Here is a 12,139-nt window from a genome sequence, read left to right on the forward strand (position 1 = left end):
CATTCCCGATTGAGGCCAACGCCGCCCGGCTCTGTCAGTCCGGGTCAAACAACCGGCCTTCCACATAGGCACGGTAAGCGGCTTCCAGCATCTGCTCCCAGGTATCGAAGCGGGTGCGACTGCGGATAAAGGCGTTCCAGTCCGATGCCGGGATCGCCTGGAAATCCGCCTCAGAGTTCACCGTATAGCCACAGTTGGCAAACAGCTGCTCAATATTGGCAAAGTCGGAGTGTTCAGCCAGGAAAGCGTCGGTCAGCAGGTCACCAAGCGTGACCTCCATCCCCTCCTCGCTGCCCTCTGTCGGCTCCGCCTCCACCGCTCTGTCTGCGCCGTTTAACTTGGACATGCTGGCCCCCTTTAGCGTTGGTTACCGGTTAAGCGTATGCCGAGTATAGTTGCGACGGGCCAATTGAAAAACCGGGCCTTTTTGCCTCGATATCACGCTGCCAACCGGTCAAAACCCTAGCTCCCGGGCGCGGCGCCGGCGTTCAGTCCTTCCGCCATCCGCCGGGCGATCCGCTGGAATTCCGCGAGGTCTTCGGCGGGCACGGACTGGGAGAGTTGTGCCAACATATGGGCATCAATCGCCTGCAGGCGCTCAACGATGGCGGCGCCAGCGTCAGTCACCTGCAGAAACTGGCTGCGCTTATCCTCCGGGTTGGCCTGCTTTTGCAGTAAGCCATGTTCCAGCAGCGGTTTGAGCAAACGAGTGACCTGCGCTTTGTCCCGTTGCAGCAACATCACCACGTCGTTCGCCGTGCATGGCTGACGCCGGGATATCACCTTCAGCACCCGTACATGCATGGGGGTAATCGCTAGCCCCATGGCGTCAATCTGTTGCTGCATCTCCCGCTTCAGCGCGTGCACCAGCGTAAAAACGCTTTCCAGTAATCCTTGATTCGTCATTGGCCCCTCACCTGGCTATGCCCTCTGTCGCGTATCGCCCGCCCACATAGTTGACAACATCAACCATCGAGCATATAGTTGACATTATCAACCTTAATGGCGACACAGACAAGTTCGATATCACAGAGGAGCACAACATGACCGGCCACCTGTACAAAGTTACCGTTGAACCGCTTGAAGATCGCAAAGGCAACCCGGTTGAGGCGGCCCCACTCTGTTTTGAAGCACGCTGTCACGATGACCTCTTCGCCGTGGTGGACAAGCTGCAGGAGAAGATGCCGCTGAGCGAAGCCGACACTCAGGCCTTTGCGGTTGGCCTGAAGCTGTTCAGCGAAGTGATGATGAAAAACCGCGATAACCCGCTGTTTAAGTCGTTCAAACCCGCCTTTACCGAGTTTATGATGGCGTTGAAAAAGGGCTGAACCCAGGCCCCGCGTCATGCCCCGAGATAAGCCGCCTGTTATCATGGCGGCTTATTGGTTTTCCTGCCCCAGAGAATGGTTATGCGCCAGACCCGCCTGAACGAGGCCTACCGCGGCGAAATTTATGGCATCGCCTTTTTCCAGCACATGCTCAGCCAGCGCCCGGAACAGGCCACACTGTGGCAGGCGCTGGTTTCTGTCGAGGTGCGCACGGCGGCGTTGTTGTCGCCACTTCAGGCGGCGTCCGTCTCCGCAGCGGAGCGGGCGGCACTTTGGCACAAGGGCGTTGCCCAGGCGAGACAGTGGGATGCCCTGCCCTGGCCTGAGCTGCTGGCTACCCTGATTGACTGGGTCACGCCTTATGAGGAGCGCTACCGGGAATGGGCCGAGGCCGACCCACAACTGGCGCTGGTGGCCCGGCATGAAACCGCCATCTGGCTGGCCCTGAAGGATCTCAGCCAGGGCGGAGACGGCCTCACACCGCTGCACCAGTTTCTTGATGACTACTCCTTGTAGGGCTCCAACTCTCCCGGCTGCCACTGCTTGTCAAACCACGGCTCCAACGGCCCATACAACCTCAGCACCGTAAACCAGCCCTTGCCGGGCAGGGTTTCGGTCCAGTTGCTCTCCCAGCCCTTGGGCGCTTTGGGGCCAAAAAACAGGTCAACGGAACCGTCATCGTTGTAGCGCAGCGTATCCCGCACGTTGTTTTTGCTGGGGTAGCGCTGTTGGGTTTGCAGCTCAGAACGGGTTTGCGGGTCATACACCACCACCGACCAGAAGTTCTTTGCCGGTACCGGTGCAGGCAAACGCAGTCGGTAGGTTTCTCCCCCATCCAGATAGCGCCCTTCGGCGTCCGTGGCGTTAAAGGCGTACTGCGAGCCCACCCCCGGAATGCGCAGGGCCATAGCGGGGGTGTTGACCGTCGCCGAATAGAAAAACAGAGTACGCGCATCCAGATTGCGTCCGCCCTCTCCTTCATCGATCAACCAACGGTAATCACCGCCGACAAAGGGCGTGTACCAACCACTGTCAGGATAGAGACGCGCGTTGGCATCCCGCGGCTTCAGCCAGATGGCCCGGGCGGTGGCATTGCCCACCGCCACCGCTTCGCTCAGCAGGGTCTTCATCCGCTTATCCGGCGCAAAAGGCTGGCCCTTGCGAATGCCGATCGCCGCCGCCAGTCCCCGAAGCTCCGGCTCCAACAGGCCTACCGGTTCCCGTTGAATCACCTGGTCCAACTCCAGATAGAAATGAAAGTCGTTGGCGTGAATGGTATTAACGCTGCGGTCGGAACCGTTGATAAAGCGCATCGTCGGAGGCTCGGCGACCTGGCTGAGGGGGTACACCTTCAGCCCCTCCCGCCACATGGTGACGGCCGGTTCCGCCTTGCCCTCCACCAACAGGCCACGAAGGATCAGCCAATTGATGTAGCTGGCCGAGCGGGCCACGTAATAATCACGGCCATCGACCCGCTGAGGCTTGCCCTGGACAGAGGGGGTGATCGGCCCTTGGTAATCCGGCGGCAGAATCAGGTAATGCCCCCCTTTACCCCGGTCCGGACCCGGCGCGCCCATGTCGATGATAAAACGGAAAAACGCGTCGTTGACCGTTCCCGGCCCGGCGCCCGGTGGCACCTCCACCACGGTGGGGCCATCCCGCTGCAGATCCAGCATTGCCGAGGCGTATACGGTATCGGTATTGCCGGTCAGAAACAGCGGTCGGGCATCCATCAGCTGCTCAAAGATCACCACATCCGAGGATTGGGTTGCCCCCAGCTCCGCCATGCCGACACGTAACGCCTCCAGTGACGCGGCGGGGATAAAGTTCAGGAACACTTCAACCCCGCGCAGGAAATCGAGGTGGTCATACAGGGTGGCCACCGTGGCCGCATCCGGCCTGCCATCGTCAAAACGCAACTCCCCAATCCGGCTGGGCACCTGGTCGGGCGTCAGAATCGTTTGCGGCAAAGGCGGGTAGCGCCGCGCCTCCTCAGCGAAAACCGGCGCCATCATCAGTGACGCCAACACCAAGATCACACCGTATCGAATCGCCATTTTTCAGCTCCTTGGAAAAACCCTCTAAAGCGTAGCCCGGCCATCAGCCCCCCACAGCGTAAAGGCCGAACAGGAATACCGATTAAGCCCGTCCATGGCGTGACTTAACAAAAAGATCATATTGGCCAGTTACTTGTCTTAGGTCTTTAAAATCAGGGCGTTAGATCCGGTACTGAGGTTCACTTTCTCGACAGCGCACGCAATTCACATTTCGTTAACCGTTCAGACATGTTCGGCCACCACCTTGGTGCGCCGACGCAGCACCCTGCTGCCGAAGACAACAACTCAATGTGCGAATGGAACAAAGCATGAACTCTCAATTCAAACTCTCTTTGCTGACCGGCGCCCTGCTGCTGGCTCTGGCTGGCTGCAGCAGCGACGGTGACAACGGCGTTGATGGTGCCAATGGTGTGGATGGTGTTAATGGTGTGGACGGCGTTGACGGGCAACCGGGGCAGGATGGCAGCAACGGTCAGGTGGGCACCCTGACCCGTTTGGCCACCGTGCCTCTGGGCGCGGAAGTCACCGGCATTTTCCTGACCGAGCAGGGCGACCTGTTCTTCAACCTGCAACACCCCTCCAGCGCCAATGTCAAGACCGACCACAACAGCGTGGCCTACAACCGTGGCACCGTGGGCGCACTGGCTGGTGTGAACCTCAACCAGCTGCCTTACGACCTGGTGGACTCCCCGGTGCCGGCCTCCGCCAAGGAGCAGGAAACCGTGATGACCGCCTATGGCCAGTACCAGGTACTGGGCCAGAACGGCGACACTTATGACGGCAAACTGGCCAATGGCCTCGGTGTGGTCATGAGCCTGGACGGTGGTACCGCCGTGGTGGACACCGACATGCCGGACTTCAACGCCTTTGTTCCTACCGAAGCGGGCAAGGGTTACCTGTTCACCAACTGGGAATACATCCCCGGTGGCATGAGCCGACTGGCGCTGAGCAAGCAGGAAGATGGCCGCTGGATGGTGGATGACGCCATGATGATCGACTTCTCTGCCATCCACGGTACCGCCGCCAACTGCTTCGGCAGCCTGACCCCCTGGGGCACCCCGCTCTCCTCTGAAGAGTGGATTGTCGATTCCAGCGTCGATGGCACCACCGATCCGAGCTGGAACGAGCCGGGCAATGAAGATGTGGCACGCATGGACACCATGACCGGCGCCAGCTTCCCCAACCCCTACCGCTACGGTTACATCATCGAAGTGACCGATCCCAAGGGCACGCCGATGCCGGCCAAGCACTACGCCATGGGCCGTTACGAACATGAAAATGGCGTGGTCATGCCGGATCAGCGCACCGTCTACCTGTCCCAGGACGACACCGGCGGCGTGATGTTCAAGTTTGTCGCCGATGCCGCGGGCGACCTCTCCTCCGGCACGCTCTATGCCGCCAAACTGACTCAGGACGCTGGCAGCAACGAACCGCTGACCACCGGCTTTGATGTCAGCTGGGTCGAGATGGGCAGCGCCAACAACGACGAAGTGGAAGCCTGGATCGCCGAATTCGACGACATCGACACCAGCGACTTTGTCGAGGGACAGTCCAGCTACCTGACCCTGGCGGATGTCCAAGCCTGGGCCGAAGGCGCCGCCACCTACCCCACCGTGGCCGAGGGCGGCAACGCCGTCACCGCTGGCAAGCCGATGGATGACCGCGTGGTGTTCCTGGAGTCCCGCCAGGCCGCGCGCCAGAAAGGCGCCACCGCCGAGTTCCGCAAACTGGAAGGGATCAACATCAACGCCAAGCGTGCAGAAGAAGCCGTCGATGGTGTTGACCGCATCGCCGATGAGGACGTCACCGAAGCCTACGTCTACTTCGCCATCGCCGATCTGGACCGCACCATGATCGACGGCGAAGGCGACATTGCCCTCTCCAGCCGGGTGAAAGATTGTGGCGGTGTGTATCGCATGCCACTGCAGGCAGGTTACGACGTTAACCGCATCGAACCGGTGGTGATGGGCGGTACTTACCGCGACAGCCTGACCGGCGCTGAGCGCTGTGACGTGAGCCAACTGTCCCAGCCGGACAACGTGGTGGTGATGGACGACGGCCGCCTGCTGATTGGTGAGGATGGCTTCCAGGTCAACAACACCCTGTGGCTGTACCGTCCGGTTACCCGTTAATCGGCCTACCCACGATGCCGGGGCAGTGCGCTGCCCCGGCCCTTTGGTGAATAACGATGAAAATGACCCCTGCCCTTGGGCTGATTGCCCTGCTGAGCCCGGCGCTGCTGGCCCAGCAAACCACCCCTTTGGCCTTGCGCGACGACATTCCGGCCCGCGCCTATCTTGAGCAGGATGTGCTCTACAACGGCGAATCGGTGATTCCGCCCCAGTGCTATACCCGTACCGAGGGGCAGCACAACCCTTGTTACGTCTGCCACCAGAGTTACCAGGATCAGCGCCCCAACGTGATGAACGACGGTGACCTGCAGGGCAACTACGAATTCTCCGACCTCGGCTTTAATAACCACTGGCGCAACCTGTTTGTTGACCGCCGCGACGCCATTGCCCGCGTCAGCAATGCCGAGATCGACGCCTACGTCCAACAGGACAACTACAGCCCGTGGATCGCCCGGTTAAAAGCCAGCAACTGGCAGGGCGCCATCCCCGAAATCCGTCGCCTCGCCTACCCTGAGCACGCCTTTGATCAACAGGGCTTTGCCCGTGACGGCAGCCACTGGGTGGCGTTTAACTACAAGCCCTTCCCCAGCACCTTCTGGCCCACTAACGGCTCGGCCGGTGACGTGATGATCCGACTTCCCGCCGCCTACCGTGAACACCGGGGCCAGTACAGCCGCGACCTCTACCTAGCCAATCTGAGCCTGCTGGAGATGGCAATGAAACAGAGCGATGCCCTGACGGTACCGGCCCTGTCGGAGCGTCGGGCCGGCCTTGATATGGACGGCGATGGCAAGCTGGCTGACGCCATTCACCGGCTGCCGGCGCGGGATCATTTTCTCGGTGATGCCAGCCACATCGCCATTACCGGAATGATCTACCCCAAGGACACCGAGTTCCTCCACACTGTGCGCTACCTCCAAGTGGACGCTTTCGGCCAGGTGGGTCCGGCGCCGCGGATGAAGGAGGTGCGCTATATGCGGAAGCACATCGACACCAACCCGCTGCAACTGCGCTCCGCCTACTATCAGGAGCAGAAAGAGAAGGTGTTTGAGCAGCTGCCCAAATCCACCTTTCACGGTGATCGTGGCCTGGCCAACAACTTTGGCTGGACCCTGGACGCCCACATCGAAGATGAGCAGGGCGTCCTGCGTCAGCAAAAGCCTCAGGAACTGGCGTTCTGTAACGGTTGCCACAAGACCATCGGCACCACCATCGATCAGGTGTTCTCCTTTGCCCGCAAAGTCGATGGCAGCCCGGGCTGGGGCTATCTGGACCTCAGCCAGCAGCAGGATGTCCCGGCCCGTGGCAAGACTCAGGGTGAGTACCTGACCTATCTCGGCCGGGTGGGCGGCGGTGACGAGTTCCGCCAGAACACCGAGATGCTTGAGCGCTGGTTCCACCCCGACGGCACCGTTAATGCCAGTAAGGTGGCACAGGCCCCCCATATCGGCGCGTTGATCCTGCCCTCGCCCCAGCGGGCCCGCGACCTCAATAAAGCGTACCGGCTGATTGTTCAGGAGCAGAGTTACCTGTTTGGCCGCGACGCGGTGCTGGCTCCCGCCCGCAACGTATTCAGACAGGTGGGCGCCGATGCAGTGCCGTTGCCGGCAGAACATCATCACCGCTTTGATCTGCGTCTGGACTGGTTCCGGGCCGGACTGGCCAGCCATCAACAACGCGCGGAGCGTGCCGAGTGATGGTACCGGACCTGTTTCTGCTCAGCTGTCTGGCGATGGCCAGCGGTATCGGGGCAGACGTCGCTCTGGCCAGCGCCGCGGCGGCGGATCTGCCCCGCCGCGCACGCTGGCTGTGGCTGAGTGGCGTCACCGCCACCCACACGGTGTTCCCGATGGCAGGCTACCTGCTGACCTTCTACTTTGCCCGCCATCTGCCGCTGCTCACGCCGTGGCTGGGGCTGTTGGCCGCGGGATTAATCTTCCACTTTTACCTGTCCGAACTGCGCCGTCCGGCTGAGTCGCCGGACGCCCCCTCCCGGATCAGCTGGCCTCTGCTGCTGGCAATCAGCTGGGACGCGCTCTGGTCCGGGCCCGCCAAGTCGGCGCAAGTGCTGGAGTGGTCGCCCTTTTGGGTGGCGTTGTCATTCTTTTTGGTGGGCGCTCTGGTGTGGGGATTTGCGCTGGTGGGGATGCGACTGGGGCGCTGGCTTTTGCACACGCCTCTGTGCGCCGGAGGCTGTCGCTATCTGCAACTGGTGATCCTCAGTTACTTTGGCGGACTGGCTCTGTGTCGGTACAGTTTGCAGTGGCCGGTGCCCGGCCTGGCCATCCTGTTGATTGCCGCCAGCGTGACGGCCCTCGCACTGTGGCCCAAATCCCCCCTCCAACCCTTGAGGGATCGGTAATCTTTTCCTGTTTATTCGGATTTCCGATGGCTATACTGAGCCCCCAATGAAATCACTGAACTGAGCACCCTAACACCGTGAACCTGTTGAGAATCCTGCTGCTTTCGCTATTGATGGGCTTTACTGCCCAGGCGTTTGCACAGCCCTCAACCGCCCCCGACGGTGAGTTCTATCAGTCGCTTTCACAACCGGGCCAACTCCAAGAAGGCCCGCATCAGGTGGAGTGGGGCCTGTTTACCCATCCCCGTCTGTTGCAGATGTTCCAGCGCCAGGCCCCCCTGCCGGAGCCGGATTACGAACTGCTGCTGGAGCTGGCCGTACCGCTGGCGATGGTGCTGCAACACGGCTATGCCACGCCCCGTTCTCCGCAACTGGACTGGCACCTGAAGATCCGTCCCCCCCGCAGTCGCATAGGCGGCTGGAAAGAGAGCAACGCGCTCTACCGTCATCTCGGCACCCTGCCGACTCTCGTCTGAACCTGCCGCGGCGTGATGCCGCCAACCGTGCCATTGGTTCAATGCCCTGCATTGCGCTTTGGCTTCCTGTTCGCCTGCGGGTTTGATGCCGCGCGGACAGCCATCGGCCCCAGGGCCGAACGCAGAGAATGATGATGAAGAAACCCACACGAGCCTCGGCGGTGATCAATCGATACCCCGCCTGGAAATACGTGGTGCTGGTGGTCACCCTGGTGGTGATGACCCTCAGTGCCCTGCCCAGCTGGTACGGCGAAGACGCCGCCATTGATATCCACTGGTCCCACGCCAAAGACGCGCAAAGCACCGAACGCTATCTGGAGTCACAGGGCATCTCCGTTAAGGCGATCAACCAGCAGGGTGAGCAGACCCAGATTGTCCTGGCAGACCCTAACAGCCAATTTACCGCGCAGGCTGCGCTCACCAAGTGGATTGGCCCCGATGACAGCCTGGCACTGTCCCAACAGCCCGCAGCCCCGAGCTGGCTGCTGAATATGGGCTTTGGCCCGATGAGCCTCGGCCTCGACCTGCGCGGTGGCGTCCAGTTCCTGCTGGATGTGGACATGGCACCGGTGATGAACGCCCAGCAGCAAGCCGTGATGCAATCCCTGCGCAGCACCGTTCGCGGCGTGCGCGCCCAGGCCCAGCATGACCACAGTGTCACCACCAGTGCCCTGACTGACGCCCAACGTCAGCAGGTGATCGAGGTGGTGAAGAAGGACTACCCGGGCTGGCAGTGGCGCAACCATGTTGACGGTCTTGCCCTCTCCATGAAACCGGAAGAGCAGGAGCAACTGACCCGCCTGACCGTGATCCAGAACCTGCAGATCCTGCGCAGCCGCATCGAGGAGCTGGGCATTACCGAGGCCGTGGTCCAGCGTCAGGGCACCAACCGCATCCGCATTGAGCTGCCCGGGGTGCAAGACCCGGTGGCGGCCAAAAAAGTGATCGGCGCTACCACCAGCCTGGCCTTCTACGAGGTCAACCAGGGTGAGCCGGTTCAGGGTAAAACCCTGCCCTTTAACCAGGGCGGCACCGTGTCCGTTAAGCGCCTGCCGGTGCTGACCGGGGAACACATCATCGACGCCCGGGCCGGGCTCGACGAGATGTCTCAGCCCCAGGTCAATATCGTGCTGGACGCCGCCGGCGGCCGCATCATGTCCGACTTTACCCGCAATAAGATCGGCTACCCGATGGCCACCGCGTTCAGCGAGTATCGCCAGGACGCCGCCGGCCGCTCCGTGGTCGACACCGAGGTGATCAGCGTGGCCACCATCCAGAGTCAGCTGGGCAGCCGCTTTGTGATCACCGGCAGCGGCTCCATGGCGGAAGCGCAACAGCTCGCCCTGCTGCTGCGTGCCGGCTCTCTGACCGCTCCGGTGGTGATCGTTGAGGAACGCACCATCGGCCCCACCCTGGGGGCGGAAAACATCGAAAACGGCTTCCAGGCACTGGCCGTCGGCATGGGCGCCACCCTGCTGTTTATGGCCCTGTGGTATCGCCGACTGGGCTGGGTCGCCAACGTCGCACTGGTGGCCAACCTGGTCACTCTGTTTGGCTTGATGGCCCTGCTGCCCGGTGCGGTGCTGACCCTGCCCGGCATCGCCGGTTTGGTGCTGACAGTCGGTATGGCGGTGGACACCAACGTGCTTATCTTCGAGCGCATCCGTGACATGATCCGCCAGGGCCACAGTCTGGCCCGCGCCATCCATCTCGGCTTCGACCGCGCCCTGACCACCATCTGGGACGCCAACCTGACCACCATGATCACCGCCCTGGTGCTCTACTCCATCGGTAACGGTCCCATCCAGGGCTTTGCCCTGACCCTGGGCCTCGGCCTGATGACCAGCCTGTTTACCGGGGTATTCCTGTCCCGCGCCCTGATCAACCTGGTGTGGGGCCAAGACACTCGTCGCAAGGTGACCATATGAGATTCGATATTCGCTCCATGACCCATTGGCGTTACCTGACCGCCGCTTTTTCCATCCTGCTGACCGTTGCAGCGCTGCTGGCGCTGGGGATCCGTGGCCTGAACTGGGGCATGGACTTTACCGGCGGCGTGATTACCGAAGTGAAAATGGACGCCCAGTACAGCGGCCTGGATCTGACCAGCCGACTGGAACAGGGGTTGGGCCAGACCGTCAGCCTGGTTCAGGCGGGTGAGCCGGGCCGTTGGCTGATCCGCACCGGCCCGGTCGACCCGCAGGCCAGCAGTGATGTCACCGCCCTGTCGGTGTTGCAACAGATTGATCCGGACGTGCAGCTGATCGCCTCCAGTGTGGTGGGCGCTCAGGTGGGTCAGGAACTGGCAGAGACCGGTGGCGTCGCTGTGCTGTTCTCAATGCTGGCCATCCTGTTCTACCTCTGGTACCGCTTCGAATGGCGACTGGCCTCCGGCGCCCTGTTGGCGCTGCTGCACGATGTGATCATGGTGCTGGGCCTGTTTGCCGTTACCCAGATGGAGTTCAACCTGACGGTACTGGCGGCGGTGTTGGCGGTCGTGGGCTACTCGCTCAACGACTCCATTGTTCTGTCGGACCGCATCCGTGAGCTGCTGTTGGCCAAGCCCGACTGGCTGCTGGCCAAAATCAACGACACGGCGGTTAAACAGACCTTCGCCCGCACTATGGTGACCTCAGGCACCACCCTGACCACCGTCGCGGCGGTCTGGATCTTTGCCGGTGCCTCGCTGCACGGCTTCGCCATTGCGCTGTTTGTCGGCATCATCAGCGGCACCTGGTCCTCCATCGCCATCGGCACCGTGCTGCCCGAGATGGCCGGTCTGACGCCGGAACACTACCGGCCAGAGCCGATTCCGGACCTGCCTTAAGCGCACAAAAAACACGGCCAACTGGCCGTGTTTTTTTATCGCACGAAAAGTGCCGTTACGCCGTCATTTGCTGTGGAATGGCCACCATTCCCGGCCAGTTCTCTGCCTGTTCGATCAATTCATCCAATGACAGTGTCAGGCAGGCGTCGACGTCCTGCGGCGTCGTACCGGGAGATTCGGTGCCATCCAACAGCACCACGGCGATATCCAGTTCAGAAAGGGTCATGGGAGCTCCTTGTCACAGGTGACGTTGCTGTCTTAAGTAAAGCGCAGTTGCAACGATGTGCAGAAAACCATGCCACCGCTATCTGACAGAACAATGACCCTATCGAGGATAGGAATGGGCACAAAAAAAGCCGGGCAAATGCCCGGCTTCTTCCTGCCTGGTGAACTTAGCTTTGACGAGTCTCGACGTAAGCTTCCAGTTCGGCAACGGATACGGTCGCAATGGCTTCGCCATCGAGGCTGAACTCAACGCGGTCGCCCATACGCTGACCCAGCAGCTGACGCTCAGAACCGTCTTCGAAGAACAGGTTCATGCGGGTGCTGTCCTGGTCCAGGTACTCCATCTGGATACGCTCAACCTTGCCCTGGAGCTTCTGGTCCAGATTCGGGTTTTCGGTCAGGCTGCTGTCCAGGTGCTGGTTTACCTTGAAGATCGCTTCTACCGGCATATCAACCACCGCCGGAGAACGACCGGTGATCGGGTTGGTGCCAGTCCAGAACTCGATGCTGTTGAAGATAAACAGGTCAGCCATGCTGGCGATGCCGTATACCGGGCTCATCAGCATAAACAGACCGGCGCGGCCGTAACGGTTGTCCACGACGGACAGGTTGGCTTTGGTTACGGCGGCGGATACGCCCATCTGGCCCATGCAGCCAGTCAGGGAGGAGGTGGTCAGGGCAACGGCCACTGCGCTCAGAACGAGCTTTTTCATCTCAAACTTCCTACGAAAA

13 protein-coding genes are annotated in these 12,139 nt (G+C 61.2%); 8 read left to right on the forward strand and 5 right to left on the reverse strand.

What is annotated here, in order from left to right; genetic code table 11:
• Positions 1–34 precede the first annotated feature (34 nt).
• Positions 35–346, reverse strand: a complete 312-nt coding sequence (locus FBAL_RS10765) for a hypothetical protein (protein WP_013345629.1) — start codon at positions 344–346, stop codon at positions 35–37.
• Between the two features lie 116 nt (positions 347–462).
• A complete protein-coding gene (locus FBAL_RS10770) occupies positions 463–906 on the reverse strand; it encodes a MarR family winged helix-turn-helix transcriptional regulator (protein ID WP_013345630.1) in 444 nt (147 codons plus the stop codon).
• A 137-nt stretch (positions 907–1,043) separates the two neighbouring features.
• Here FBAL_RS10770 and FBAL_RS10775 point away from each other — a divergent pair, with 137 nt between their 5' ends.
• Together FBAL_RS10775 and FBAL_RS10780 are read left to right on the forward strand one after the other, a co-directional pair.
• Positions 1,044–1,328 (forward strand): DUF3861 domain-containing protein, encoded by a 285-nt coding sequence (locus tag FBAL_RS10775; RefSeq protein WP_013345631.1) that lies wholly within the window; start codon positions 1,044–1,046, stop codon positions 1,326–1,328.
• Between the two features lie 81 nt (positions 1,329–1,409).
• Complete coding sequence (locus FBAL_RS10780; RefSeq protein WP_013345632.1) at positions 1,410–1,844, forward strand: hypothetical protein; 435 nt, start codon at positions 1,410–1,412, stop codon at positions 1,842–1,844.
• On the opposite strand, the gene FBAL_RS10785 is transcribed toward FBAL_RS10780, so the two are convergent.
• Positions 1,832–3,385 (reverse strand): DUF1254 domain-containing protein, encoded by a 1,554-nt coding sequence (locus tag FBAL_RS10785; RefSeq protein WP_013345633.1) that lies wholly within the window; start codon positions 3,383–3,385, stop codon positions 1,832–1,834. The two genes, FBAL_RS10780 and FBAL_RS10785, sit on opposite strands and share 13 nt — an antisense overlap.
• 308 nt (positions 3,386–3,693) lie before the next feature.
• Between FBAL_RS10785 and FBAL_RS10790 the strand changes: the two genes are divergently transcribed.
• The 6 genes from FBAL_RS10790 (at position 3,694) to secF (ending at position 11,182) form a co-directional block, all read left to right on the forward strand.
• Positions 3,694–5,517 (forward strand): alkaline phosphatase PhoX, encoded by a 1,824-nt coding sequence (locus tag FBAL_RS10790; RefSeq protein ID WP_013345634.1) that lies wholly within the window; start codon positions 3,694–3,696, stop codon positions 5,515–5,517.
• Positions 5,518–5,573: 56 nt separating this feature from the next.
• Positions 5,574–7,214, forward strand: a complete 1,641-nt coding sequence (locus tag FBAL_RS10795; RefSeq protein ID WP_013345635.1) for a hypothetical protein — start codon at positions 5,574–5,576, stop codon at positions 7,212–7,214.
• Positions 7,211–7,879 carry an MntP/YtaF family protein gene (locus FBAL_RS10800; protein ID WP_148226740.1) on the forward strand — a complete coding sequence of 223 codons (669 nt, stop codon included), beginning with the start codon at positions 7,211–7,213 and terminating at the stop codon, positions 7,877–7,879. Before FBAL_RS10795 ends, FBAL_RS10800 begins: the two co-directional genes overlap by 4 nt.
• A 77-nt stretch (positions 7,880–7,956) precedes the next feature.
• Positions 7,957–8,355: a hypothetical protein gene (locus FBAL_RS19605; protein WP_013345637.1), complete on the forward strand. Its 399-nt coding sequence runs from the start codon at positions 7,957–7,959 to the stop codon at positions 8,353–8,355.
• Positions 8,356–8,486: 131 nt separating this feature from the next.
• Positions 8,487–10,283 (forward strand): protein translocase subunit SecD, encoded by a 1,797-nt coding sequence (gene secD, locus FBAL_RS10810; protein ID WP_041251269.1) that lies wholly within the window; start codon positions 8,487–8,489, stop codon positions 10,281–10,283.
• On the forward strand, positions 10,280–11,182 hold the full coding sequence (gene secF, locus FBAL_RS10815; RefSeq protein WP_013345639.1) for a protein translocase subunit SecF: 903 nt from the start codon (positions 10,280–10,282) through the stop codon (positions 11,180–11,182). The genes secD and secF overlap by 4 nt, the downstream gene beginning before the upstream one ends.
• A gap of 55 nt (positions 11,183–11,237) precedes the next feature.
• Here the strand turns inward: secF and FBAL_RS20445 are convergent, their stop codons facing one another.
• On the reverse strand, positions 11,238–11,408 hold the full coding sequence (locus FBAL_RS20445) for a hypothetical protein (protein ID WP_013345640.1): 171 nt from the start codon (positions 11,406–11,408) through the stop codon (positions 11,238–11,240).
• A 166-nt stretch (positions 11,409–11,574) separates the two neighbouring features.
• Positions 11,575–12,120: a DUF3332 domain-containing protein gene (locus tag FBAL_RS10820; protein ID WP_013345641.1), complete on the reverse strand. Its 546-nt coding sequence runs from the start codon at positions 12,118–12,120 to the stop codon at positions 11,575–11,577.
• Positions 12,121–12,139 lie beyond the last annotated feature (19 nt).

The sequence above is a fragment of the Ferrimonas balearica DSM 9799 genome, assembly GCF_000148645.1.
Lineage (GTDB): Bacteria > Pseudomonadota > Gammaproteobacteria > Enterobacterales > Shewanellaceae > Ferrimonas > Ferrimonas balearica.